General features: G+C 63.8%; 25 protein-coding genes. 6 read left to right on the top strand and 19 right to left on the bottom strand.

From position 1 onward, the window contains the following. Nucleotides 1–42: 42 nt before the first annotated feature. Genes IVB27_RS01170 through glpD form a run of 6 tightly spaced genes read right to left on the bottom strand, consistent with a single transcriptional unit; the run spans nucleotide 43 to nucleotide 5,814 of the window. Nucleotides 43–372, bottom strand: a complete 330-nt coding sequence (locus IVB27_RS01170) for a DUF2160 domain-containing protein (RefSeq protein ID WP_247440741.1) — start codon at nucleotides 370–372, stop codon at nucleotides 43–45. 9 nt (nucleotides 373–381) lie between these two features. Further along, entirely contained in the window at nucleotides 382–1,188 is an 807-nt protein-coding gene (locus IVB27_RS01165) for a carbohydrate ABC transporter permease (protein WP_007606994.1), read from the bottom strand. Then, nucleotides 1,188–2,090: a carbohydrate ABC transporter permease gene (locus IVB27_RS01160; RefSeq protein ID WP_247340449.1), complete on the bottom strand. Its 903-nt coding sequence runs from the start codon at nucleotides 2,088–2,090 to the stop codon at nucleotides 1,188–1,190. The genes IVB27_RS01165 and IVB27_RS01160 overlap by 1 nt, the downstream gene beginning before the upstream one ends. Then, nucleotides 2,090–3,175: an ABC transporter ATP-binding protein gene (locus IVB27_RS01155; RefSeq protein ID WP_247440739.1), complete on the bottom strand. Its 1,086-nt coding sequence runs from the start codon at nucleotides 3,173–3,175 to the stop codon at nucleotides 2,090–2,092. Before IVB27_RS01155 ends, IVB27_RS01160 begins: the two co-directional genes overlap by 1 nt. 12 nt (nucleotides 3,176–3,187) lie before the next feature. After that, entirely contained in the window at nucleotides 3,188–4,267 is a 1,080-nt protein-coding gene (locus IVB27_RS01150) for an ABC transporter ATP-binding protein (RefSeq protein WP_247440737.1), read from the bottom strand. Beyond that, the gene (glpD, locus tag IVB27_RS01145; protein ID WP_247440735.1) at nucleotides 4,258–5,814 is read right to left on the bottom strand and encodes a glycerol-3-phosphate dehydrogenase; all 1,557 of its coding nucleotides are present in this window, start codon (nucleotides 5,812–5,814) and stop codon (nucleotides 4,258–4,260) included. The genes IVB27_RS01150 and glpD overlap by 10 nt, the downstream gene beginning before the upstream one ends. Before the next feature lie 233 nt (nucleotides 5,815–6,047). Here glpD and IVB27_RS01140 point away from each other — a divergent pair, with 233 nt between their 5' ends. Then, on the top strand, nucleotides 6,048–6,332 hold the full coding sequence (locus tag IVB27_RS01140; RefSeq protein ID WP_247440733.1) for a type II toxin-antitoxin system Phd/YefM family antitoxin: 285 nt from the start codon (nucleotides 6,048–6,050) through the stop codon (nucleotides 6,330–6,332). Continuing rightward, complete coding sequence (locus tag IVB27_RS01135) at nucleotides 6,329–6,754, top strand: type II toxin-antitoxin system VapC family toxin (protein WP_247440731.1); 426 nt, start codon at nucleotides 6,329–6,331, stop codon at nucleotides 6,752–6,754. Before IVB27_RS01140 ends, IVB27_RS01135 begins: the two co-directional genes overlap by 4 nt. Before the next feature lie 26 nt (nucleotides 6,755–6,780). Here the strand turns inward: IVB27_RS01135 and IVB27_RS01130 are convergent, their stop codons facing one another. Further along, entirely contained in the window at nucleotides 6,781–7,341 is a 561-nt protein-coding gene (locus IVB27_RS01130) for a TetR/AcrR family transcriptional regulator (RefSeq protein ID WP_247340460.1), read from the bottom strand. Between the two features lie 104 nt (nucleotides 7,342–7,445). Between IVB27_RS01130 and IVB27_RS01125 the strand changes: the two genes are divergently transcribed. Continuing rightward, on the top strand, nucleotides 7,446–8,132 hold the full coding sequence (locus IVB27_RS01125) for a glutathione S-transferase family protein (RefSeq protein WP_247440729.1): 687 nt from the start codon (nucleotides 7,446–7,448) through the stop codon (nucleotides 8,130–8,132). A 39-nt stretch (nucleotides 8,133–8,171) separates the two neighbouring features. On the opposite strand, the gene IVB27_RS01120 is transcribed toward IVB27_RS01125, so the two are convergent. Together IVB27_RS01120 and IVB27_RS01115 are read right to left on the bottom strand one after the other, a co-directional pair. Continuing rightward, entirely contained in the window at nucleotides 8,172–9,005 is an 834-nt protein-coding gene (locus IVB27_RS01120) for a DeoR/GlpR family DNA-binding transcription regulator (protein WP_247440726.1), read from the bottom strand. Between the two features lie 91 nt (nucleotides 9,006–9,096). Then, the gene (locus tag IVB27_RS01115) at nucleotides 9,097–9,771 is read right to left on the bottom strand and encodes an HAD family hydrolase (RefSeq protein WP_247440724.1); all 675 of its coding nucleotides are present in this window, start codon (nucleotides 9,769–9,771) and stop codon (nucleotides 9,097–9,099) included. A gap of 154 nt (nucleotides 9,772–9,925) precedes the next feature. Between IVB27_RS01115 and IVB27_RS01110 the strand changes: the two genes are divergently transcribed. Continuing rightward, a complete protein-coding gene (locus IVB27_RS01110) occupies nucleotides 9,926–10,387 on the top strand; it encodes a nuclear transport factor 2 family protein (protein WP_247340470.1) in 462 nt (153 codons plus the stop codon). Nucleotides 10,388–10,620: 233 nt separating this feature from the next. Here the strand turns inward: IVB27_RS01110 and IVB27_RS01105 are convergent, their stop codons facing one another. From IVB27_RS01105 to IVB27_RS01065, 9 genes are all read right to left on the bottom strand, one after another. Continuing rightward, on the bottom strand, nucleotides 10,621–10,812 hold the full coding sequence (locus IVB27_RS01105) for a hypothetical protein (protein ID WP_247440723.1): 192 nt from the start codon (nucleotides 10,810–10,812) through the stop codon (nucleotides 10,621–10,623). Nucleotides 10,813–11,002: 190 nt separating this feature from the next. After that, nucleotides 11,003–11,413 carry an acyl-CoA thioesterase gene (locus IVB27_RS01100; protein WP_247440721.1) on the bottom strand — a complete coding sequence of 137 codons (411 nt, stop codon included), beginning with the start codon at nucleotides 11,411–11,413 and terminating at the stop codon, nucleotides 11,003–11,005. 22 nt (nucleotides 11,414–11,435) lie between these two features. Beyond that, the gene (locus IVB27_RS01095; RefSeq protein ID WP_247440719.1) at nucleotides 11,436–13,532 is read right to left on the bottom strand and encodes a 3-hydroxyacyl-CoA dehydrogenase NAD-binding domain-containing protein; all 2,097 of its coding nucleotides are present in this window, start codon (nucleotides 13,530–13,532) and stop codon (nucleotides 11,436–11,438) included. 2 nt (nucleotides 13,533–13,534) lie between these two features. Further along, nucleotides 13,535–14,818 carry an acetyl-CoA C-acetyltransferase gene (locus IVB27_RS01090; RefSeq protein WP_247440717.1) on the bottom strand — a complete coding sequence of 428 codons (1,284 nt, stop codon included), beginning with the start codon at nucleotides 14,816–14,818 and terminating at the stop codon, nucleotides 13,535–13,537. Beyond that, complete coding sequence (locus IVB27_RS01085; RefSeq protein ID WP_247440715.1) at nucleotides 14,818–17,085, bottom strand: acyl-CoA dehydrogenase; 2,268 nt, start codon at nucleotides 17,083–17,085, stop codon at nucleotides 14,818–14,820. Before IVB27_RS01085 ends, IVB27_RS01090 begins: the two co-directional genes overlap by 1 nt. A gap of 178 nt (nucleotides 17,086–17,263) precedes the next feature. Then, nucleotides 17,264–17,887: a flavin reductase family protein gene (locus tag IVB27_RS01080; RefSeq protein WP_247340480.1), complete on the bottom strand. Its 624-nt coding sequence runs from the start codon at nucleotides 17,885–17,887 to the stop codon at nucleotides 17,264–17,266. A gap of 90 nt (nucleotides 17,888–17,977) precedes the next feature. Beyond that, on the bottom strand, nucleotides 17,978–18,577 hold the full coding sequence (locus IVB27_RS01075) for a TetR/AcrR family transcriptional regulator (RefSeq protein WP_247440713.1): 600 nt from the start codon (nucleotides 18,575–18,577) through the stop codon (nucleotides 17,978–17,980). 35 nt (nucleotides 18,578–18,612) lie between these two features. Beyond that, complete coding sequence (locus IVB27_RS01070; protein WP_247440711.1) at nucleotides 18,613–21,750, bottom strand: efflux RND transporter permease subunit; 3,138 nt, start codon at nucleotides 21,748–21,750, stop codon at nucleotides 18,613–18,615. Nucleotides 21,751–21,929: 179 nt separating this feature from the next. After that, nucleotides 21,930–23,036 (bottom strand): efflux RND transporter periplasmic adaptor subunit, encoded by a 1,107-nt coding sequence (locus tag IVB27_RS01065; protein WP_247440709.1) that lies wholly within the window; start codon nucleotides 23,034–23,036, stop codon nucleotides 21,930–21,932. A 97-nt stretch (nucleotides 23,037–23,133) separates the two neighbouring features. On the opposite strand from IVB27_RS01065, the gene IVB27_RS01060 reads away from it, so the two are divergent. Both IVB27_RS01060 and IVB27_RS01055 read left to right on the top strand, forming a co-directional pair. Further along, nucleotides 23,134–23,436, top strand: coding sequence for an antitoxin MazE family protein (locus tag IVB27_RS01060; RefSeq protein WP_345946801.1), 303 nt, complete (start codon nucleotides 23,134–23,136; stop codon nucleotides 23,434–23,436). Between the two features lie 154 nt (nucleotides 23,437–23,590). Further along, nucleotides 23,591–23,944: a type II toxin-antitoxin system PemK/MazF family toxin gene (locus IVB27_RS01055; RefSeq protein WP_247440914.1), complete on the top strand. Its 354-nt coding sequence runs from the start codon at nucleotides 23,591–23,593 to the stop codon at nucleotides 23,942–23,944. Between the two features lie 61 nt (nucleotides 23,945–24,005). Here the strand turns inward: IVB27_RS01055 and IVB27_RS01050 are convergent, their stop codons facing one another. Continuing rightward, nucleotides 24,006–25,346: an MFS transporter gene (locus IVB27_RS01050; RefSeq protein ID WP_247440705.1), complete on the bottom strand. Its 1,341-nt coding sequence runs from the start codon at nucleotides 25,344–25,346 to the stop codon at nucleotides 24,006–24,008. Nucleotides 25,347–25,358: the final 12 nt, after the last annotated feature.

The following is a 25,358-nucleotide window of genomic DNA, read 5'->3' as shown; positions in this document are numbered from 1 at the left end:
ACAGGCCCGGGTTGGTCCCGGATCTGGCCGTCCCTTCGCGGGCTAGACCGTGCGGAAAATGAGCACGGCCATGGCCAGCGAAATTCCTGATGCGAGCCAAAGGCGCGAAATTTCAAGTCCGTCCTCGCCGATCGGCAGCGTGGCGAGTGAGTCGGTGCCGGCGAAGGCGATCCAGAGCAAGTGGATGACAGCCGCCATGATCAGGGAGATGAACAGGCGGTCGCCGCGCGTGGTGGGGATGCGCAGCACGCCGACGCGCTCGGTTTCGGGATAGGCCACCCCGAGCCAGGTCATCACGGCAAGCGTGCAGGCGAGCGCGACAAAGAAGATCGCCGTCGGCAGCGTCCAGGCCATCCATGCAATAGATTCCATTGATGCCTCCTAGACCCGGCCGAGCGCGAAACCGCTCGCGATGTAGTTGCGGACGAACCAGATCACGAGCGCGCCCGGAATGATGGTGAGCACGCCGGCTGCCGCGAGCAGCCCCCAATCCATGCCGGCGGCCGACACTGTGCGCGTCATGATCGCCGCGATCGGCTTGGCCTGCACCGAGGTCAGCGTGCGTGCGAGCAGCAGCTCGACCCAGGAGAACATGAAGCAGAAGAAGGCGGCGACGCCGATGCCGCTCGCAATCAGCGGCACCAGGATCTTGATGAAGAAGCGCGGGAAGGAATAGCCGTCGAGGAAGGCGGTCTCGTCGATCTCGCGCGGCACGCCGGAGACGAAGCCTTCGAGGATCCAGACCGCCAGCGGAACGTTGAAGATGCAGTGCGCGAGCGCCACCGCCCAAGGCGTATCGAACAGCCCGATCGCCGAATAAAGATTGAAGAACGGCAGTGCATAGACCGCGGCCGGCGCCATGCGGTTCGACAGCAGCCAGAAGAACAGATGCTTGTCACCGAGAAAACGGTAGCGCGAGAACGCGTAGGCCGCGGGCAACGCCACCGAGATCGAGATGATGGTGTTGAGGACGACGTATTCCAGCGAGTTGATGTAGCCGGAATACCAGCTCTCGTCGGTGAAGATGCGCTTGTAGTGCTGGAGCGTCGGGGCGTGCGGCCACAGCGTCATCGTCGAGACGATTTCGGCGTTGGTCTTGAAGCTCATGTTGACGAGCCAGTAGATCGGCAACAGCAGGAAGATCAAAAACAGCGCCATGATGAGGCGACGGCCGGGGATCGAATGCATCACGCGGCTCCTTCCTGCGGCTTCCGCTCGGCGCCGGCATTGGTCATGACCGTGTAGAAGATCCAGCAGACGATCAGGATGATCAGATTGTAGACCAGCGACAGCGCGGCGGCCTTGCCGAGGTCGAACTGGCCGAGCGCGATCTTGACGAGCTCGATCGACACGAAGGTCGTCGAATTGCCGGGCCCGCCGCCGGTAACGACGAACGGCTCGGTGTAGATCATGAACGAGTCCATGAAGCGCAGCAGCACCGCGATCAGCAGCACGCGGTTCATCTTGGGCAGCTGGATCGCCTTGAACACCGCCCAGCGCGAGGCGCCGTCGATTTGAGCTGCCTGGTAATAAGCATCGGGGATCGACTTCAGGCCGGCATAACACAACAACGCGACCAGGCTGGTCCAGTGCCAGACGTCCATCACGATCACGGTGACCCAGGCATCGACGGCATTGGAGACGTAATTGTAGTCGATGCCGATCGCGTTGAGCACATAGCCGAGCAGGCCGATATCGGGGCGGCCAAAGATCTGCCAGATCGTGCCGACCACGTTCCAGGGGATCAACAGCGGCAGCGCGAGGATGACGAGGCAGGCCGCGACGGTCCAACCCTGGCGCGGCATCGACAGCGCGACGACGATGCCGAGCGGCACCTCGATCGCTAGGATCACCATCGAGAAGAACAGATTGCGGCCGAGCGAGGCGAGGAAGCGGCCGCCGAGGTCGGTCGAAGGGTCGAGCAATTCCTTGAACCAGCCGACACCGTTCCAGAAGAACTGGTTGTTGCCGAAGGTGTCCTGCATCGAATAGTTCACAACCGTCATCAGCGGCAGCACTGCCGAGAAGGCGACGACCAGGAATACCGGCAGCACCAGGAACCAGGCCTTTTGGTTGACGGTCTTGTCCATCAGGCGGCTCCCTCCACCAGAAGGCTGTCGGCATAAACGTGGACGTGCGACGGATCGAATTTCAGGCCGGCCGTGCCGTCCGGGCTGGTGAAGCCGGCCGGCGCCCGCGCCGCGAGTTTTGCATCACCGAGGTGCGCACGCGCAAAGCGGATGCGGCCGAGATCGTCGATGCGTTCGATTTTTGCGCTGAGCAGGCCCGGTGCCGGCGCAACGGTTTCGACGAATTCGGGACGCACGCCGATCTCGATCTTCGCGCTTGCCGGAAGGCTGTCGTAGCTGCGATTGAGCGCGATGACGTGACCGTCGATCTTGGCCTCGCGGCCCCTCACCTCGGCCGGCAGGATGTTCATGCCGGGCGAGCCGATGAAATAGCCGACGAAGGTGTGCGCGGGCTTGTCGAACAGCTCGGCCGGGGTGCCGCTTTGCACCACGCGGCCGTCGTGCATGACGACGACGGTGTCTGCAAAGGTCAGCGCCTCGGTCTGGTCGTGGGTGACGTAGATCATCGTAAGGTCGAGCTCGCGATGCAGCGCCTTCAGCTTGGAGCGGAGCTGCCATTTCAGCTCGGGATCGATCACGGTGAGCGGCTCGTCGAACAGCACGGCGGCGACGTCGGAGCGCACCAGGCCGCGGCCGAGCGATATCTTCTGCTTGGCGTCAGCCGTGAGCCGCGTCGCCTTGCGGTTCAGATAGGGTTCGAGATCGAGCAGGCGGCCGATCTCGGCGACGCGCTTGTCGATCTCGGCCTTTGGCACGCCGCGGTTCTTCAGTGGAAACGCCAGATTCTGCCCCACCGTCATGGTGTCGTAGATCACCGGAAACTGGAACACCTGGGCGATGTTGCGCTTCTGGGTTGACAGCGGTGTGATGTCCACCTCGTCGAACAGGATTTTCCCCCGCGACGGCGTGATGATGCCCGAAATGACGTTGAGCAGCGTGGTCTTGCCGCAGCCGGACGGCCCGAGCAGCGCATAGGCGCCGCCCTGACGCCAGGTCATGGTCACAGGCTTCAGGGCAAAGCTGTCCTGCGGCGCATCGTTGCCGCCGTAGGAGTGCGCGAGATCGACGAGGTCAATGCGGGCCATGTCGCATCTCCCTCAGGTATTGCCGGGTGCGGCGACCAGACGGTCTGCCGCATCGAAAACGAAGACATCATTGGGATCGAGCACGGCGTCGATGGTCTGGCCGGGCTCGAACTCGTGCACGCCGTGCAACACCGCAACCCATTTCGATCCGTCGCGGGTCAGATGCACGAAACTCTCCGAACCGGTGATTTCGGTCACCGTTACCGTGGCATGGAAGGCGTGGCGATCGGCCTGGCCGTTGGCGAGCGCGAGCTGATGCGCGCGAAAGCCGACCCGGTAGGCGCCGTCGGCCAGCGACGAATACAGACCCGAGGCCGGCGACGCCGCGCCGCCGGCATATTGCACAGAGCCGTTCTTTTTCTCGATGCCGACGAGATTGAGCGGCGGGTCGGAGAACACCTGCGCGACGCGCAAAGTCTGCGGCCGGCGGTAGACGTTGGCGGTCTCGTCGATCTGGAGCGCCTGACCCTGCCACATGCACACCGTGTTGCCGCCGAGCAGCAACGCCTCGGTTGGCTCGGTGGTGGCATAGACGAAGATCGCGCCGGAAGCCTCGAAGATGCGCGGGAGCTCGGCGCGCAGCTCCTCACGAAGCTTGTAGTCGAGATTGGCGAGCGGCTCGTCGAGCAGCACGAGATCGGCGCCCTTCACCAGCGCGCGCGCGATCGCGGTGCGCTGCTGCTGGCCACCGGAAAGCTGGAGCGGCGTGCGCTTCAGGAACGGCTCGAGCCTGAGCAGCCTTGCGGCTTCCGCCACGCGCGCCTCGATTTCAGCGCGCGGCTTGCCCTGCACACGCAAGGGCGACGCGATGTTCTCATAGACTGTAAGCGATGGATAATTGATGAACTGCTGGTAGACCATCGCGACCGAACGCTTGCGCACGTCGGCGCCGGTGACGTCCTTGCCGTTGACCAAGATCTTGCCCGAAGTCGGCTTGTCGAGGCCTGCGAGCAGCCGCATGATCGAGGTCTTGCCCGACAGCGTCGGCCCGAGCAGCACGTTGAGCGTACCGCTCTCGAGCGTCAGCGAGACGTCGCGGATGTGCGGGACGCCGTCGACAGTCCGGGTCACGTGATCGAGTGTCACCGCCATGAGCGTCCTCCGGCTTCCAGCAGGGGACTTTGCTGCACGGCGTGGGTCCTGATCCAGTCGTCAAGCGCCGCGATTTCGTCGGCGCTTAGTCGCAGGCCGAGCTTTGAGCGGCGCCAGACGATGTCCTCGGCAGTGACGGCCCATTCGTTGGCCATGAGATAGCGGACCTCGCGCTCGCTCAGCGTCGCGCCGAAGGCCTGGCCGAGATCGGCCGCGGATTTCGCATCCCCGAGCAGCTTGATCGCCTTTGTGCCATAGGCGCGCGCGAGCCGCCGCGCATGCTCGTGGCTGAGGAAGGGATAGCCGCGCTGAAGCTCCGCGATCAGGCCGTCGACATCGGAGACGCCCATGTCGCCGCCGGGCAGCGGCCATTTGCCGGTCCAGCCCTCGCGCGCTTTCGCACTGCGAAGATAGGGCGCGAGCCGCTCCAGCGCCTCCTCGGCGAGACGGCGGTAGGTCGTGATCTTGCCGCCATAGATCGACAGCAGCGGCACGCCGCCGGGCGTGTCGAGCTCGAACACGTAGTCGCGCGTCGCGGCCTTGGCTTCGCTGGCGCCGTCGTCATAGAGCGGGCGCACGCCGGAATAGGTCCAGACCACGTCGTCAGGCGTGACCGGCTTGGCCAGATATTCGCTTGCCGCGGTGCAGAGATACTGGATCTCCTCGGCCGTCGCCTTCACCTTGGCCGGATCGCCGTCATAGTCGCGGTCGGTGGTGCCGATCAGCGTGAAATCGTCCTGATACGGGATCACGAAGATGATGCGGCCGTCCGCGTTCTGGAACATGTAGGCGCGGTCGTGGTCGTAGAGTTTTTTCACGACGATGTGCGAGCCCTGCACCAGGCGCACCTTGGCTTTCGCGTTGACGCCGGCGCCACTGCCGAGCACGTCCTCGACCCAGGGCCCGCCGGCATTGACGAGCGCACGAGCCTGGATCGACGAGCGCGCGCCGGTCAGCGTGTCGATCATGCTGACGGTCCAGATGCCGTCGGACTGCTTGATATCCGTCGCCCGGGTGCGGGTGCGGATCTCGGCGCCCTTGTCGGCGGCGTCGCGCGCGTTGAGCACGACGAGACGGGCGTCATCGACGAAGCAGTCGGAATATTCGAACGCGCGGGTATAGCGGTTCGGGATCAGCGGGCGACCGACCTCGTCACGCCTGAGATCGACCGAGCGGGTCGCCGGCAACAGATGGCGGCCGCCGATATGGTCATAGAGGAAGAGGCCGAGGCGCAGCAGCCAGGCCGGTCGCAGGCCTGCATGGTGCGGCAGAACGAAACGTAAGGGGCGAATGATGTGGGGTGCGATGCCCCAGAGGATCTCGCGCTCGATCAGCGCCTCGCGGACCAGGCGAAACTCGTAATATTCGAGATAGCGCAGGCCGCCATGCACCAGTTTAGTCGACCAGGACGACGTCCCGCTCGCCAGATCGTTCATTTCGCACAGGAAAACCGTGTTGCCACGGCCCACCGCGTCGCGCGCGATGCCGCAGCCGTTAACACCGCCTCCAATGATGGCGAGGTCAAAAATACGCTCCAACAGACGCATCCCCCGGCGACCGCCCGTTCAATCGAGCGGTTACTTTCGTTTTTGATTAGATCACACCGAAAAACGAAAGCAAGATGAAAGAGAGAAGAAAGGAAGTGAAAGCGGAACTTTTAAGTGGGGCAGACAGACGCGGAATTGAGCAGCCTGGGCTGGCAATTCCAGCGGCAAAAGCACCCTTGAATGCTTAGCTTCAGAGAATTATAGTCATAGTAGTCATATTGGTCGATATTCTCATGGCCGACTCCAACACTGCACCCGATGCGCTTCCAACCGATGACATCTGGACGCTTGCCAACGCCAAGGCACGGCTTTCCGAGGTGATCGACCGCGCCCAGTCCGGCCCGCAGGTCATCACCCGTCACGGCAGGCCCAATGCGGTTGTCGTTTCCGCCGACGAGTGGGCGCGCAAGACGGCGCGCAAAGGCACGCTGGCCGAATTCCTGCTGGCGTCGCCATTACGCGGCGCCGACCTCGATCTTGAACGCGTGCATGACACGCCGCGCGACGAGATGCCGTGAACTTGCTGCTCGACACCAACGTGCTCTCGGAGGTTCGGCGGCCGACGCCTTCCCCGAAAGTTTTGGCGTGGCTCGATACGATCGACGAGGACCGCGCCTTCATCAGCGTGGCATCGATCGCGGAGCTTCGCCGTGGCATCGCACTGCTGGATGACGGCGGCCGGCGCGCGGCACTGACTGCCTGGCTCACGCATGATCTGCCGGAGCGTTTTGCCGGGCGCATCCTGCCGATCGACCATGCGGTCGCCGAGCGCTGGGGCGACCTGATGGCGCAGAGCCGCCGCAGCGGCATCGCTCTGTCCGTGATAGATGGATTCTTCAGCGCGACCGCGCTCGCAAACGACCTCACACTCGCCACACGCAATGTGAAGGATTTTGCGGCATTCGGCGTCGTGCTGCTCAACCCGTGGGACGACGTATAAGACTAAGACGTCGGCCGACCCAAAACTCAGGGCAGCAGCCCTGCCGCCCTGTAAGCCTCGATCGCCTGGTCGTAGACCGCGATGTCGCCTCGCCCGCGCGCGACGAGCTGTGCGCCCTCGACGGCCGCGAAGATCGCGAGCGCCCGCTGCTCAATCGCTCCCGTTGCCGCCTTCTTTCCACGCGACAGCAATTTGACCAGCCACCGGATGTTGACGTCGGTGAACCTGTCGACCTCAGCTCTGACTTCGGCCGGCAAGTCATCGTGCTCGGCGGCCATGATCCCGCACAGACACATCCTGTTGTCGTTCGACAGCGCGGAACGGAAGACGTCCGTATACATCCTCAGGCAGGCCCCGACGTCCTGCGAGGCTTCGAGGAACCCGTCGAAGATCTCGATCGCCTCGTCGGCATAGCGACGCGCAAGCGCGGCGCCAAGATCGCCCTTGGTCGGAAAATGATAGTGGACGCTGGCGCTCTTGACGCCCACCTCCTTCGCCAGGTCGCGAAAGCTCAGGCCGTTGTAGCCGCGCGCCTGCACCATCGCGCGGGCCGCATCCATGATCACCTGCTTGGTATCGGCCGTCATCGTTCGCCCCCATCTATCTACCGATAGATAGCCCTTGACTCCGCCATTGCAAAGGCCCCATATCGGCTACCCACCTATCTATCGATAGATAAAGGAATGTTCTCATGAAAATCTACGATCGGCCCGGATTTCCCAATTCCTCGCGCATTCGCATCGTCCTTTCCGAAAAGGGACTCGACGACCGGGTCGAGTTCGTCAGCGTCGATTTGATCGGGGCAGAGCACAAGCAGGCGCCGTTTCTCGCGATCAACCCCTCGGGAAAAATCCCGGTGCTCGAACTCGATGACGGCACCTTGATCTCGGAGTCGACGGCCATCACCGAATATCTGGACCATCTCGATGGCCATCCGGTCCTCACCGGCAGGACACCGCGCGAGAAGGCGGTGATCCATATGATGCAGAATCGCGCCGAGGCCGAGCTCATGGGCGCGGTCGACGGCTACTTTCACTATGCCACGTCGGGCCTCGGGCCTGCGATGCAGCCCTATGTGGCTCCGGAATGGGCCGGCAGGAAGGAATGGGGTGAGCGACAGCGCGCCAGGGTCATCCGCGGCATGAATTATTTCGACGGCGTCCTGAAGAACACACCGTTCGTTGCCGGCGACGCCTTCTCGATGGCGGATATCACGGTCTTTGCGAGCCTGGACTTCGCTGGCGCAGCGGGGATATCGATTCCCGATGCGTGCAAATCCCTCATCGCCTGGCGGAAAAGAGTATCAAATCTGCCAAGCGTCAAGAACCGGACAGGTCGAGATTTCCTGCCGGAGGACCTGAAGCGTTTTGGTCTGTGAACTGCGGCGTGATGTCAGCTCCGGATCGATCGCAGCCATCTAACGCAACCGAACGACCGGCGCGGCCTCTTGCGCCGGTTCGGCCGCCTCATCGATATCCGCCCCCTTCGGCATCGCTGCCATCACCTCGATGCCCTTGGCATGGCAAATCGTGGCGAGGCGCTCGGGGAGTTCCTGATCGGTCACGAAGGTCTGGATCTGGCTGATATGGGCGATGCGGACCGGTGCGCTGCGGCGAAGTTTTGTGGAATCCGCGACCAGCATGACGCTGCGGGCGTTGGCGATGATGGCTTGCGCCACCTGGACCTCGCGATAGTCGAAGTCGAGCAGCGCGCCTTCCTCGTCGATCGCGGACGCCCCGATGATGGCGTAGTCGACCTTGAACTGGCCGATCAGCTGCGTCGCGGTCGAGCCGACCACCGCACCGTCGGCGCGCCGCACCGTGCCGCCGGCAACCACCACCTCGATGCGGGGATGGCGGTAGAGCAGCATGGCGACGTTGAGATTGTTGGTGATGACGAGGAGGTCCTCGTGCGAGGTCAGCGCGCTCGCCACCTCCTCGGTCGTGGTGCCGATGTTGATGAACAGCGAGCAGCCGTTCGGGATCAGCGATGCGGCCGCGGCTCCAATCGCCTTCTTCTCGTCGGCGGCGACGAAGCGCCGCGCCTCATAGGCGAGGTTTTCGACGCCGGAGGCGATGATGGCGCCGCCATGGATACGGGTCAGCGAGCGGCGCTCGCAGAGATCGTTGAGGTCCTTGCGGATGGTCTGCGCCGAGACCTCGAACCGGCGCGCCAGCTCCTCGACCATGACGCGGCCCGAGGCCCGCGCGATGTTGAGGATTTCGGCTTGGCGATGAGTCAGTCCGGTCACGACAATAGCCTCAAGTCAGGAAGCCGCATGGTGCGGCGGTTCGCGCGTTCGGTCAATGCGCGTGCCGATCACGGTTAACGGACCAACGTCCTCACCACGCCATCGCGGCGGCGAGGCGCGCCAGCAGTGTCGGATCGTCGTAAGCGCTGGCGGAAGCGACCGCGCCGGCGGCAACAAGGTCGGCGTGGCCGAGAGTGGTGCGCATCCCGATGGTCGGAATGCCGGCGGCGGCGGCCGATTGCACGCCGGAGCGGGAATCCTCGAACGCGATCGAGGCCGCCGCGCTGGCGCCGGCGAAGCGCAGCCCTTCCTGATAGGGCAGCGGATGCGGCTTGCCGTGCGGCAGCTCGTCGCCGATCACGATCGCCTTGAAGCGGTCCGTAATGCCGAGGCCCGACAGCAGCAGCTCGGCGTTGAGACGCGGCGCGTTGGTCACGGCCACCATGGGAATGCCGGCGCTATCGGCACGGTCGAGCAGCGCCATCAGGCCCGGAAGCGGCACGATCTGTCCAACCACCAGGTCACGAAAGATCGCCTCCTTCTCGCCGAGGATTGCGACGCGACGTTCCGGCGATTCGTTCGGCAGAAACCGCTCCCCGATCGACACATTGGAAAAACCCTGGAGCTCGCGCTTGAAGCGCTCCTCATCCACAATATGGCCGCGCGGGGCGAACACGCGATGGAACGCCTCGCGATGAAGGAAATCCGTGTCGGCCAACGTGCCGTCGATATCGAACAGCAGCGCCCTGCCCATCGCGTCGATCATGTCCGTACTTTCCCAAATGCGCAGCGCATTGATGCGAAAGACGTATCAATACGCTCTCGATCGCGCAATGACGCATCCCCATGACGAAGATGCGCCACTCGACAAAGTCGCGCGCGGCTGCAACACTGGCTGCAAGATCAAAAAGGAGGAAACGATGACGATCAACCGACGCGATCTGGCTCTCTCGACTCTTGCCGTCTCGGCGCTTGCTGTCTCAGCTGTCACGACACCGGCGCTGGCGGCATCGGCGGACGAGGAAGCCGTGGCGAAGAAGGTCGAGGCCTTCCGTCTCGCCCAGATCGCCGCCGATCCCAAGGCGCTCGGTGCGCTGTGCTGGGACGATGTCAGCTACAGCCATTCCAGCGGCAAGGTCGAGGACAAGGCAACCTTCGTCACCAACGCCACCGACGGCAAGTCGAAATTCCTGTCGATCGAGTACAAGGACCCGACCATCAAGGTCGTCGGCCCCGCCGCGATCGTGCGCTTCCATTGGGTGGCGGAACAGGAGATGGCGGCAGATGGGAAAAAAGTGCCGACCAACCTTCACATCCTGATGAACTGGCAGAAGCAGGGCGACGACTGGAAGCTGCTCTCAAGGTCGGCGACGAAGTTGTGAACAACGGCTCTTCCCTCTCCCCCTTGTGGGAGAGGGTGGGGCTTCGCGAAGCGAAGTCGGGTGAGGGGTTTCTCTCCGAGAACGAATCTCTCGCTTCTGAATCTGCTGAAACGTCCCCTCATCCGGCGCTTCGCGCCACCTTCTCCCATAAAGGTGAGAAGGGAAGGCAGAGTTCGCGGCAAAAGATTCCTACCTCTCGCGCTACGCGCGACCCGAAATGACCAGCGGGACTACTACGCCGCTTCCTTCACATCACCGTTAACCAGCTTGCGCGCGGCGCGCTCGGCTTCGCGGGCGTTGCGGAAGAGCTGGCCTTCAAGGCGGTTGAAGCGGTCGGATGAGGCGAAGAAGCAGTAGCCCCCTTGAGAACGAACGACGATACCTGCGGTCTGCGAATTGACTTCGATGATGTAGCTGTCCGGCATGGCCCTTAGATTCCTCAGTGCGGGCAAATAACGGCATCGGTGCCCAAAGGTTCCTTGAGCAAATCAGCCTGTTTCCACCCGAATCGACGGGAAATTGAGTACGCCGGGACCTCATCCATTTTATGACTTGTTCTTGGCGAAGACGCGACGATGGCAGGCGCAACGCCGCGCGGTCATGCGTCGCGCGCGGTTACGTCGCGATTGATGGATCGTTTCTCTGGATCGTTTGCGGACGGCCGTCGTCGTCGATCGAGACGTAAGTGAAATTGCCGTCGGTCACCAGGATCGGCTGGAGCTCCCTGCGCCGCAGCGCCCAGGCTTCGAGATGCACGGTCATCGAGGTACGGCCCACGCGGACGAGATTGGCATAGACCGAAACCAGATCGCCGACATAGACCGCTTTGCGAAAATTCATCGCTTCGATTGCGACGGTCACCGTGCGCGACTTCGCGGCTTTTGACGCAAACACGCCGCCGCCGACATCCATCTGGCTGAGCAGCCAGCCGCCGAAGATGTCGCCGTTTGCATTGGTGTCGGCGGGCATCGCCAGCGTGCGGATGCAGAGATCGCCGCTCGGCCCGGTATTGGCTTGTTCGTTCATGCCTCTCTCACTTGAAATTTGCTCACTTGAAATTGTCCCAGCCCGGATCCGGCGCAAAGCGCTCGCCGAATCTCCCGGCCAGCGCGCGCAAAGTGGATACGACATTCTCCACGCCGCGCGTGCGCGCATAGTTCAACGGACCACCACGGAACGGTGCATAACCGGTGCCGAAGATCATGGCGCCGTCGACCATGTCGGCATCGTCGACGATACCCTCGCGAAGCGCCGCGACGCAGACGTTGGACATCGGCAGCACCAGCCGGTCGATCATCTGCTCGGTGACGCGGGGGCCGGTTTCCGGCAACGGCGCCTTCTCCGCCTTGCCGTCCTTCCAGGTGTAGAAACCCTTGCCGGTCTTGCGGCCGAGTTCGCCCTTGGCGACCTTCTCGCGCAGCCAGGCCGGCGTCGGCGGCAGCAGATCGCCGAACTTGGTGCGCAGCATGTCGCCGACATCAATGCAGATGTCGAGCCCGACCTGGTCGGCCAATTCGATCGGCCCCATCGGCATGCCGAACTGCTCGGCTGCGGCATCGATCAGGCGCTGGTCGGTCTTCTCGTCCAGCATCACCATCGCTTCCAGCATGTAGGGCGTCAGCGCGCGGTTGACGAGGAAGCCGGGCGAGCTTTTCACCGACAGCGGCAGTCGGTCGATGGCGCCGAGGAAGGCGAGTGCTTCCTTGAGCACCTGCCCATCGTTGCCGTCATGGCTGACGATTTCGACCAATTGCAGCCGCGACACCGGATTGAAGAAATGCAGGCCGACGAAGCGTTCCGGCCGCGCCAGCGTCGTGCGCAGGTCCTGGAGCGGAATGCTCGAGGTGTTGGTCGCAAGGATCGCGCCCGGCTTCATCTTCGGCTCGATACTCGCATAGACCTTCTGCTTGAGCTCCAGCTTTTCCGGCACCGCCTCGATGATGAGATCGGCGTTGCGGACACCCTCGCCGTCCAGATCGGGGATAAGGCGATCGAGCGCGTCGCGGACATCGGTGGGCTTCCGGATGATCTTGCCAAAAAGATCGGCGGCGCGCTTGACCGCGCCCGCGATCGGCTCCGCCTTCATGTCGGCAAGCGAGACGCGCAGCCCCTGCCCCGCACACCAGGCCGCGATGTCGCCGCCCATGGCGCCAGCGCCGATGACGTGAACCTGCTTGACCGTGTTGCCGGGGCCTGCCGCCTTCTTCATCTGCTCGCGCAGGAAGAACACGCGGATCAAATTCTGCGCGGTCGGCGTCACCATCAGCTTGGCGAATGAGGCCTGCTCTGCCCTGAGCATCGCGGCTTTGCTGCCGCCATGGGTCTCCCAGAGATCGATCAGCGCGTAAGGCGCGGGATAGTGCTCGCGGGACGCAGCCTTCGCAGCTTCGCTGCGCATGCGCCTGGCAAGGAGCCCCCGCACCGGTCCGAAATTGGCGGCGCGGGTGAGAATCCCCGGGCGCGCCCGCTTCAACCGGCCAAACAGCGCATCCTTCACCGCATTGCTGACATGGCGCTCCTGCGTCACGGTGTCGACGAGGCCGAGCGATTTGGCGCGGCGCGCGTCGATGGTGCGGCCCGTCAGCATTAGGGCCATCGACTGGGCCGGATTGACCAGCGCGGTGAAACGCGCTGTGCCGCCGAGACCAGGATGCAGGCCGAGCATCACCTCCGGAAAGCCGAAGCGCGCGCCGTCGATGGCGATACGCGATTGGCAGGCGAGCGCGACCTCGAGCCCGCCGCCGAGACAGAAACCATGGATGACAGCGACGGTCGGCAGCCTCAGCGCCTCCAGATGATCGACCACCGCATGCGCGGCGCGGATCCGTATCTCCACCATTGCGGGATCGCTGGCGCCGCGGAATTCGTTGACGTCGGCGCCGGCAATGAAGCCGGACGATTTTGCGGAGCGGATCACGAGGCCGGCAGGACGCTCGGTCTCGATCGCCGCGAGCACGGTGTCGAACTCCTCCATCACATCCGAGGACAGCGTGTTGGCGCTGGCACCGGCGCGGTCGAACAGCAGCCAGGCGACACCGTCGGCATCGCGCGCCAGCTTGAAGTTCTTGTAGGGACTGTCTGACGCCGGCTGCGGCCCGAGCGTGAGGACGCGATCGCCGAGCGCGGTCATGATCCTGGAATCCATGGTCACACCGCCTCGATCAGCATGGCGCCGCCGAGCCCGCCGCCGATGCACTCAGTAGCAACGCCACGCCGCGTGCCGAGCCGCTTCATCGCATTGACCAGATGCAGCACGATGCGGTTGCCGGAGGTGCCGACGGGATGCCCGAGCGAGATGGCGCCGCCGTCGACATTTAGCTTTTCGCGGTCGATCTCGCCGGCCGCGCCGTCGAGCCCCAAAATCTCGCGGCAGAATTTGTCGTCATTCCAGGCGGCAAGGCAGCCGAGCACTTGCGTGGCGAAGGCCTCGTTCAATTCCCAGGTCTCGACATCCTTGATGGTGAGGTTGTTGCGCTTCAGTAGCGGCGTCGCCGACATCACGGGACCGAGCCCCATGATAGCAGGATCGAGCGCGGCCCAGTTGCTGTCGACGATAACCGCCTTCGGCGTCAGCTTGTACTTGGCGACCGCTTCGTCGGAAGCCAGGATCACCCAGGACGCACCGTCGGTGATCTGCGAGGAGTTGCCGGCGGTGACCTGGCCCCAGGGACGCTCGAACACCGGTCTCAGTTTTGCCAGCGTCTCGGCCGACGAATCCGGCCGCACGCCATCGTCATGGTCGAAGAATTTTCCGTCACGGGCGAATGCGGTCTCGACCTCGCCCCTCAGAAAACCCGACGTCTGCGCATGCGCAAGCCGGCGATGACTCTCGGCGGCGTAAGCGTCGGACTGGGCGCGGGTGATGCCGAAGAGATGGCCGACGACCTCGGCGGTCTGGCCCATGTTCAGGTCGGTGATGGGATCGGTGAGACCACGCTCGAGCCCGATGATCGGCTTGAGATAGCGCGGCCGCAATTTGAAGGCAGCGGCAAGCTTCGCGGCCACGCCCTTGGCGGTGGCAAGGCCGGCGAACCAGCGCACGCCGGAGTTCGGCCAGACCAGCGGCGCATGACTCAACGCCTCGGTGCCGCCGGCGAGGATCATGTCGGCATGACCTTCGCGGATGTAGCGGTAGGCGGTGTCGATCGACTGCATGCCGGAGCCGCAATTGATCTGCACTGTGAAGGCGACCATGTCCTCGCCCATGCCGAGCCGAAGCGCGGCGACGCGGGCCGGGTTCATCTCGTCCGCGATCACGTTGACGCAGCCGAGAATGACCTGGTCGAAGGTATCAGGCGAAAACGGCTGGCGCGCCAACAGCGGCCGGCCGCATTGCACGGCGAGATCGACCGGCGTGAACGGACCCGGCCCCGAACGCGCTTTCAGAAATGGCGTTCGGCTGCCGTCGACGATGAATACCGGTCGTGCCATCAGCTCGCCGCCCTTTGGTCACCGAGTTCCTGGAAGAACTGATGCACGTCGCCGGTTTTCTTGTAAATCGGCGACAGCGCCTCCGGCGCAAAATCGTCGACCTCGATTACTTTTGCGACGGCTTCGCGAGCCGCGGCGAGCTGCTCGCCCTCGGCCTGCGTGATCACGCCCTTGGCGACCGCATCCCTCCAGTCGCTCATATGCGCCGCGCGCATGCGATTGGCGATGGCGTCCGTGCCTGCGACCAGCTTGAACGCGCGCTCCAGCCGGGCAAAGCCGCCGTCGTCATCGACATGGGCAAGATCCGGCGTAAGGCGCTCGCGCGCCGCCGAGGGCTCCAGCACCAGGCTTGCACATTGGTGCACGACGCGGTCGGAGGGACCCAGCACCCGTGCGCCGAACGGCTGGACCACCAGCTTGAGAAAACCGGCGACAAAGCGGTTCGGCAGATTGGCGAGTATCTCCGCGAGCCGGTTCTCGATGGTCTTGAAGCCCGTCGCCATGCACCATTCGAGCGCGGCAAAATCCTCCTTCTGCCGGCCCTCGTCCTGCCAGCGTTTGAGCGCGGCAGAGAGCAGATACAGCTCGGACAGGATGTCGCCGAAGCGCGCCGACAGCATCTCCTTGCGCTTGAGCGCGCCGCCGAGCGTCAACAGCGCCATGTCGGCGCAGAGTGCAAACGCCGCCGAATAGCGTGAGAGCTGGCGATAGAATGGCGTGGCGTCGCCCGCATCGGGCGCTGGCGCGAAGGCACCGAAGGTCCAGCTCCGGCCGAAGGCGCGCAACAGCGTCTCGAAACTATGGCCGACATGCTTCCAGAACGCCTTGTCGAAGGCGGTGAGCCCGCGTTCACGGTCGGTATCGGCAAGCGCATTCATCTCGTCGAGCAGATAAGGATGCGCGCGGATGGCGCCCTGCCCGAACACGATGAGATTGCGGGTGAGGATATTGGCACCCTCGACGGTGATGCCGACCGGGACGGCGCGGTGGAGATTGCCGAGATAGTTTTGCGGACCGTCGATCACGGCCTTGCCGCCATGGATGTCCATGGCGTCGTCGACCGCGGTGCGCATCCGCTCGGTCGCGTGCAGCTTCATGATGCCGGAGATGACAGCGGGATGGATGCCGGCATTCAGCGCGGCGCAAGTGAGCCGCCGTGCCGCGTCGAGCTGATAGGCGGTCGCGACGATGCGGGCGAGCGGCTCCTCGACGCCCTCGAACTTGGAGATGGAGATGCCGAACTGCTCGCGGATGCGGGCATAGGCGCCGGTGGTGCGGGCGGCATAGGCGGCGCCGGCCGCGGACAGCGATGGCAGCGAGATGCCGCGGCCGGCGGCGAGCGCCGTCATCAGCATCTTCCAGCCCTGCCCCAACCGCTCCTGGCCGCCGATGACATAGTCGAGCGGGATGAAGACGTCGTGGCCCCGGTTCGGGCCGTTCTGGAACACCTGCATCGACGGCAGATGGCGATGGCCGATTTCGACGCCGGGCAGATGGGTGGGGATCAGCGCCACGCTGATGCCGAGCTGTTCCTGATCGCCGACGAGATGATCGGGGTCATAGGCCTTGAAGGCGAGGCCCAAGAGCGTCGCGACGGGACCGAGCGTGATGTAACGCTTGTGCCAGTTGAGCCTGAGGCCGATGACCTCGCGGCCCTCGAAATCGCCCTTGCAGATGATGCCGGTGTCGATCATCGAGGCCGCATCGGATCCGGCTTCCGGGCTGGTGAGACCGAAGCAGGGAATGTCGTGGCCGTCGGCAAGACGCGGCAGCCAGCGCTGCTGCTGCTCCTTGGTGCCGAAGTGCATCAGGAGCTCGCCGGGGCCCAGCGAGTTCGGCACCATCACCGTCACCGCGGCGGCGATCGAGCGGGTCGAAATCTTGCGCACCACTTCCGAATGCGCATAGGGCGAAAAGCCGAGGCCGCCAAACTCTTTCGGAATGATCATGCCGAAGAATTTTTCGCGCTTGATGAAGGCCCACACGTCCTGCGGCAGGTCGCGCAATTCCCAAAAAATCTTCCACTCGTCGAGCATGGCGCAGAGCTCGTCGACGGGGCCGTTGAGAAAGGCCCGCTCCTGTTCGGTCAGCGTTGCCTGCGGGACTTTCAGCAGCTTCGACCAATCAGGGTTGCCGGTGAAGAGATCGGCGTCCCACCAGACGTCGCCGGCCTCCAGCGCCTCCCGCTCGGTGTCCGACATCGCCGGCAGCACGCCGCGCGCCCAGGAGAAGATCGGCTTTGTGATGGTATCGCGGCGGAAGCTCATAGCGGACCTCGTGCATCGGCGCGGCTGTCGGGCATTTTAGCGAAAAGTGGCCGGCGGAGGTGAACACTTCGCCTGCGAAAATACGCGAATTGACGCGGCCGGGCGGCCGCCCAGAGGCTATAACGGCCGGGGCGTGGTGGCAGTTCCGGGAGGGGGCTAGGCGACGAGGTCGGCCGGGCTAATCCGGCCGCACCATCTCGAACATATTTTCCGGCTTGATCTCGAAATAATCACCGCTGCGGCCGGCGCGGACAATCGGGCGGGCGGCGGCGGTCTGGTAGACGCCGTCCTTGATCATGGCCTTATCGATGTGGACGGCGACGACTTCGCCGAGCGTCAGCCAGGCATTGGCTTCCTTGCCGTCGGCGCCCTTGAGGCGGACGATATCCGCCACCTTACATTCGAAGGCGACCGGGCTTTCGCCGACGCGCGGCACATTGACGAGCTTGCCGGGCACGGCGGTCAGGCCTGCAATCTTGAACTCGTCGACCTCAGGCCCGACGTGGGCGGCGGTCGCGTTCATGTGCCTGGCCAGGTCCATGGTGGCGAGATTCCAGACGAACTCGCCGGTCTGCTGGATGTTCGCGACGGTGTCCTTCCAGTTGGTGGAGGAGAAGCCGATGATCGGCGGCACATAGCAGAACGCGTTGAAGAAGCTGTAGGGCGCGAGATTGACGTGGCCGTTGGTGTCGCGCGACGAAATCCAGCCGATCGGCCGCGGCGCGACGATGGCGTTGAAGGGATCGTGCTTGAGGCCGTGGCCCTTGGCGGGCTCGTAGAAGTGCAGGTCTTTGTCGGTCACGCTGGCTTTTCCCCGGTCCTTGTGCCCGGATTGCGCTTCGCTCCATCCGGACTACGTCGGCCTGCTTATAGGAAGAAATCCGCCGCCGCGTCAGTGCCGCGGGGACAATCCCGCGATGACGAAATCGATCATCTGGTCGATGGTCGGACCCGGCTTGGTGGCGCACTGGGCGATCATCTGGGGGTGGAAGAAGCGCATCATCGCGGTGCAGGCGCAGAGCGCGGCCAGTTGCAGGTCCGGCGCCTCGAACTCGCCGGAGGCCGCGCCTTGCGCGATCATCTGGCCGATGATCCCGGCAATGCACTCCATGTGGTTGACGCAGACGTCCCAGTCCTCCTGCATCGCGATCTCGACCATCTCGTGCAACTTGGAATCGCCGACATAGCGCTCGGTGTTCATGCGATGGATGGTGGAGAGCAACTCGCGGAAGCGCGGGAGTACCGGAACCGGCCTCGCCACGATCCGCTGCGCTTCCAGTTCGACCTCGCACATCAGCGAGCGGGCCACCGCCTGATGAATCGCCTTCTTCGATTCGAAGAAGCGATAGACGTTGGCGGGGCTCATCTTGAGCTCCTTGGCGATGTCCCCGACCGTGGTCTTGAGATAGCCGATCTGGCGGAACAGCCGTTCGGCCACCTCGAGAATACGATCCCGGGTGTCGCCTTCGATATGTTCCGAAACCAGTGTCATCTGTCAGGACTCGTCAATCAGCAGTTCATCTTCACTTATTCAGCCGCCTCAGCAAGCGGAATTGCGTGCTCGTCATCGCTCCCATGCTGCGGCGCGGCGGGCTGCTCGGGGGTGCCTGCCTCATCCAGGCTCTTGCGGAACCAGAGGGCGTAGAGGCCCGGCAGGTACAGCAGCGTCAGGAAGGTCGCAACGAACAGTCCGCCCATGATGGTGATCGCCATCGGACCCCAGAACGCCGAGCGCGACAGCGGGATCATGGCGAGGATGGCGGCGAGCGCCGTCAGCACCACCGGTCGGGCACGGCGGACGGTGGCCTCTACGATCGCCTCGCGACGGGTCAAGCCATGAGAAACGTCGGTCTCGATCTGGTCGACCAGGATCACCGCGTTGCGCATGATCATGCCGGCGAGCGCGATCAGGCCGAGCAGCGCCACGAAGCCGAACGGAGCGTTGGCGATGTTGAGCCCGAGGGAGGCGCCGACGATACCGAGGGGTGCGGTTAAAAACACCAGGATCAAGCGGGAGAAGCTCTGAAGCTGGAACATCAGCAGCGTCAGCATCACCATGACCATCAGCGGGAAGAGAACGAAGATCGAGGCGTTACCCTTGGCGGATTCCTCGAACGCGCCGCCCGCCTCGATGCGGTAGGCCGGCTCGAGGTTGTCCGTGATCGCCTTCAGCTTCGGCGTGATCTGGCCGGTGACGTCGGGCGCCTGCACGCCGTCGACGACGTCGGAGCGCACCGTGATCGCCATGTCGCGATTGCGCCGCCACATGATCGGCTCCTCGTGGCCGTATTCGATCTTGGCGATCTGCTGGAGCGGCACGGCAACGCCGTTACGCGAGGTGATGGTGAGATCACCGACGCCACCGAGGTCGAGGCGTTCGGACGGGATCGCACGGGCGACCACGGCCACCTTCTCGATACCGTCGCGCACGGTCGTCACCTGTGAGCCCGAGATCAGCATCGACAGGGCCTGCGACACGTCCTGCGGCGTCAGGCCCATGGCGCGGGCGCGATCCTGGTCGACGACGAGCTTGAGGTAAGGTGACTGCTCGTTCCAGTCGAGCTGGACGTCCTTGACGCTCTTGTTCTGCCGCATCACGTCGCGGACCTGGTAGGCGATCTCGCGCACCTTGTTGGCGTCGGGGCCGATCACGCGGAACTGCACCGGAAAGCCGACCGGGGGGCCGAAATTGAAGCGGTCGACGCGCACGCGGGCCTCGTTGAGTGCGCCGTCGGCGACGGCGTTTTCAAGCTTGGCCTTGATGCGCTCGCGCGCCTCGACGCCCTTTGCGACGATGACGATTTCGGCAAAAGCCTCGTTCGGAAGCTGCGGATTGAGGCCGAGCCAGAAGCGCGGCGAGCCCTGCCCGACATAGGCCGTATAGGTCTCGATGTCCTTGTCGTCCTTGAGCAGCGTCTCGGCCTTCTTCACCGCCTTTTCCGTGACGTTGAAGGCGGTGCCCTCGGGCAGGCGAAGCTGGAGGAACAGTTCGGGGCGCTCGGACAGCGGGAAGAATTGCTGCTGGACGTGGCCGAATCCGACGATCGAGGCGATGAAAACGCCGACGGTCGCGACCACCACGGTGATGCGGTGGTTGACGCACCATTGCACGATGGCGCGCAGGCCCCGATACATGCGGGTCTCGTAGACCGCGTGCGGATCGTGATTATGGTGCACCTTGATGTTGGGCAGCAGCATGACGCCGATATAGGGCGTGAAGATCACCGCCACGAACCAGGACGCGACCAGCGCAATCGCCACGATCCAGAAGATGCTGCCGGCATATTCGCCGACCGCGGAGTTGGCAAAGCCGATGGGGAGGAAGCCAGCGGCCGTGACCAGCGTTCCCGTGAGCATCGGAAACGCAGTGGATTCCCAGGCAAAGGACGCCGCACGCATGCGGTCCCAACCCTGCTCCATCTTCACCACCATCATCTCGACCGCGATGATGGCGTCATCGACGAGCAGGCCGAGTGCGATGATCAGCGCTCCCAGCGTGATGCGGTGCAGGTCGAGCGACATCGTGTTCATGACGACGAAGACGATGCCGAGCACCAAGGGCACCGACAGCGCGACCACGATGCCGGTGCGCCAGCCGAGCGCCAGGAACGACACGAACAGCACGATGACGAGGGCTTCCATGAAGGAGTGCACGAACTCGCCGACGGCGTGCTCGACCACCTTGGGCTGGTCGGCGATCAGCTTGACGTCGACGCCCTGCGGCACCGCCTTCATGAATTCAGCCGTCGCCTTCTCGACCTCCTTGCCGAGATCGAGGATGTTGGCGCCCTTGGCGGTGACGACACCGATGCCGATCGCGGCCTTGCCTTCCTGGCGCACGATGAAACTCGGCGGGTCGACATAGCCATGGGTGACAGTAGCGATGTCGCCGAGGCGGAACACGCGGCCATTGCTCTCGACCGGGGTCTCGGCCACGGCCTTGGCGCCGTCGAGCGCACCGGTGACGCGCAGCGGCACGCGCTGCGACGAGGTCTCGACCGTGCCGGCCGGGGTCACGTTGTTCTGCTTGGCGAGCGAATCGAACAGCGCCTGCGGCGTGATGCCGAGGGTGGCGAGCTTGGCGTGCGAGAACTCGACGAAGATGCGCTCATCCTGGTTGCCGTAGACGTCGACCTTGGTCACGCCGGGCACCTTCAGGAGGCGCTGCCGAAAACCCTCCGAGACCTTCTTGAGCTGCGCATAATCGGCGCCGTCGCCGGTCATCATGTAGAGAATCGAATCGACGTCGGAGAACTCGTCGTTGACGACGGGGCCCAGAATCCCCGCGGGCAGTTGGGCCTGCACGTCGACCAGCTTCTTGCGCAGCAGATAAAAGAGATACGGCACATCCTTCGGCGGCGTGGAATCGCGGAAGGTCACCTGGAGCGCGGTGAAGCCGGGCTTGGAATAGGTCTGCACCTTCTCGAAATAGGGCAGCTCCTGGATCTTCTTCTCGATGGGATCGGCGACCTGAGCCTGCATTTCCTGCGCGGTCGCGCCCGGCCAGATCACGGAGACGTTGACCACCTTCACCGTAAAGAACGGATCCTCGGCACGGCCGAGCTTCTGATACGAGAAGAACCCGGCGATGCCGAGTATGACCATCAGGAACAGGACCAGGGTCGGATGGCCGACGGCCCAGGCCGAAAGGTTGAAGCGCTTCATCGCACTCTCCAAAGATGATCCGGTTGCAAAAAAAGGCAGCTACTCTGTTCAACGCGTCGTCGCGAGGCAGCGAAGCAATCCAGGGGGCTGGGCAGGTTCTGGATCGCTTCGCCGCTTCAGCCCCAGCATTTGCGCTTAGGCCGAAACTCACCTCACACGACGTAACTCGTAAACGAGACTTAAAAGGACAGTGACGATACGATCCGCACCCTCTGGCCCGGATCGAGCTTCTGAACGCCGAGGGCGACGATCTTGGCGCCCTCTTCGACACCGCCGCTGATGACGACGTCGTTGCTCTCGTAGGACTTCACCGCGACCGGCTTCAGCGTGACCGCGCCGTTGTCGTCGACGACGAAGAAGGACGGCTTGCCGCCTTCGTTGAACAGCGCCGACAGCGGCAACCGCGCGACGCGCTCGGTCGCGGCATCCGACAGCGTCAGTGTCGCGGTCATGCCGAGCGAAACCTTGTCGTCGGCCTCGGGCAGCGAGAATTTTGCGAGATAGGTGCGCGTGGCGGAATCCGCGGTCGGCGCGATCTCGCGCAGCTTGGCCGTATATTTCTTGCCCGGCTCCGACCAAAGAGTGACGCTGGCGGCGCCCGACTTGGCACGTCCGACCAGCGTCTCAGGGATCGCGACGACCGCTTCCTTTTCGGCAAAGCGGGCGACACGGATCGAGGTCTGGCCTGCGGCAACCACCTGGCCTGGCTCGATCAGCGTTGCGGTGACGACGCCACGGGCGTCGGCGTTGAGCGTCGCGTAGGAAAGGGAATTATTGGTCAGTTCGACCGAGCGCTCGGCCCGATTCAGGCGCGCGCGCGCCTCATCGGCGGAAGCGCGGCTCTGGTCGAGTTGGGCATCGGTGGTCCAGCCCTTGGCCTTCAAATCCTTGGCGCGCTGCTCGGCGGCGGCGGCCTGAGCCAGCACGCCGGTCGCAGCGGTCTGCTCGGCGACCGCTTGCTCAGCCTGGAGCTTCAGGTCGATCTCATCGAGGGTCGCGAGCGGCTGGCCGATCTCGACGGTCTGGCCGACCTCGACCAGGCGCTTGGCAACCTTGCCGGCGACGCGAAAACCGAGATCGCTCTCGATCCGCGGCCTGACCGTGCCGACGAAGCTGCGCTCCGGCGTTTCGGCATCATAATGGGCGGTTGCGACCAGAACCGGCCGCGGCGGCTCGGCCTTTTCAGCAACGGTGTCATTGCACCCGCCCAGGGCGGCAGCCATCAACGCCAGCGACACACCCGCCAACAGCTTGGAATAGCTTGACAAAACTGACCGGACGAACATCGGAGAACACTCCTGCGGCTGCAATGAGAGGAATGTCGACTAATCGCTGATGAAAGTCAATAATCGTCAGTCATCAGGAAAGCGTGATCGTTAAGGGATGGTAAGATTCCGTGGATTGGCGGAACTCTCTTCGCCTGATATGGTTACATGTAACCAAACGGAGAGAACTATGCCGTCCTCTTCTAAGCCGAAGTCGTCGCGAGCGAAGGTCCGCAAGCATCGAGAGCGGCTGCGCGCGCAGGGGCTCCGTCCGATCCAGATCTGGGTTCCGGATGTACGTTCAGCCTCTTTCAAGGCGGAAGCCCATCGCCAATCATTGGCGGTCGCATCGAACCCGCATGAGGATGAGGATCAGGCTTTCGTCGATGCGATCTCCGATTGGCCTGGCGAGACAGAATAACCTGTGAACAGCGCAGGGAATCTCGTCGGCAGGGCCTCAGGCCCGAAACAGCTTCGCAGCAGGCTTTGGCCCAAACTCGCTCCCACTGAAATTCGTCCGCGCGCGGACGGAGGTCCAGCAACTGAGCGTGCCCAGCATGGCGGTTCACGAACCAATGAAGAGAGGCGAAGTTTGGACAGCAGCAGGCGCAAAGGACTACGGAGGGAAACCGCGTCCGATCATCGTCGTGCAAGACGACGATTTTGACGCAACGGAATCGATCACGGTTTGCCCAATAACAACATTCGAAACTGAGGCACCACTCTTCAGATTGCAGGTCGAACCGAACGATCGCAACGGCCTCCGAGTGGCATGCCGCCTGATGGTCGACAAGATCACCACGGTACCGAAATCCAAGATGGGCATGCTGATCGGGCGGCTCGACGACGAGGATCTGTTGCGCCTCAATCGCGCCATGCTGGTGTTTCTCGGGCTGGCTGGCTCACAAAAATCCCGTGGCACAGGTTAGCGATCCGTGCGCCGGAGCAGCTTCGCCCTTCCAGGACGGTCCGAAGGAGCACCCCGGAATATCAGCCCCCTCGCCGCCCCTGTTCGGCGAACTCGTGCTTGCTGTCGTGGCCGCCGATGAACACCAGGATGCCGGCGAGCAGAGGCAGGACCGCCAGCACCAACAAGCCGGTCGAGGTCTGGCCGGTGGCTTCCTTGACCCAGCCGATCAGGTAGGGGCCGCCGAAGCCGGCGAGGTTGCCGATCGAGTTGATCAGGGCGATGCCGCCGGCCGCCGCCGTGCCGGAGAGCCAGGCGGTCGGCAGGGTCCAGAACACGCCGAAGCAGCAGAACACCCCGATCGCGGCGACAGTCAGCACCACCATCGTCATGGTGGGATCGGTGAGATAGGAGGAGACGGCAAGCGCAGCGGCGGTAAGCAGCAGCGGCGCGCCGACATGCATCACGCGCTCGCGCGTGGCGTCCGAGTGCCGCGCCCACAGGATCATCGCGATGGTGCCGAACAGATATGGGATCGCGGTGACGAAGCCGGTCTGCGCATTGGTGAGGCCGAACGCCTTGACGATCTGCGGCAGCCAGAACTGCATGCCGTAGAGCGCGCCGACGAAGCCGAAATAGACCAGGCTGAGCGCGATCACCTTCGGCGACGACAAGGCCTCGCCGAGCGACAGATGCTTCACCGCCTGCTTGGCCGCGACTTCCGAATCGAGCCTGGACTTGAGCCAGGTCTTCTGCTCGGCAGAGAGCCAGTCCGCCTTTTCCGGCCTGTCGGTGAGATAGAACCAGGTGACGATGCCGAGCAGCACGGAAGGAATGCCCTCGATGATGAACAGCCACTGCCAGCCCTTCAGCCCCATCGCACCGTCAAGTCCGAGCAGCAGGCCCGAGACCGGCGCACCGATCACGGTCGAGACCGGAACGGCGATGGCGAAGGCCGCGAGAAAGCGGGCGCGATATTCGGCCGGATACCAATAGGTGAGATAGAGGATGATGCCGGGGAAGAAGCCGGCTTCGGCGACGCCGAGCAGGAAGCGCAGGACGTAGAAGCTCGTGACACCGCTCGTGAGCGCCATCAGCCCCGAGATGATGCCCCAGGTCACCATGATGCGGGCGATCCAGCGGCTGGCGCCGAATTTCTCCAGCGCCAGATTGCTCGGCACCTCGAAGATGAAATAGCCGATGAAGAAGATGCCGGCGCCCCAGGAGAAGATCAGCGGCGTGAACTTCAGCTCGGCATTCATGGTCAGCGCAGCGAAGCCGAGATTGACGCGGTCGAGATAGGAGAAGAAGTAGGCCAGCACCAGGAACGGAATCAGGCGCCAGGATATAGCGCGAATCGTCGAGGCCTCGATTTCGCTCTTGGCGCCGCCGGTCGAACCGGCATAGGTCGTGGTCTGGCTCATGGCTTCCCCCCG

Origin of the sequence: Bradyrhizobium sp. 197, assembly GCF_023073375.1 — a bacterium.
In the GTDB taxonomy this organism is placed as follows: Bacteria; Pseudomonadota; Alphaproteobacteria; order Rhizobiales; family Xanthobacteraceae; genus Bradyrhizobium.
Note: the sequence above shows the minus strand (reverse complement) of the source record. Positions and strands in the feature narration are given on the sequence as shown.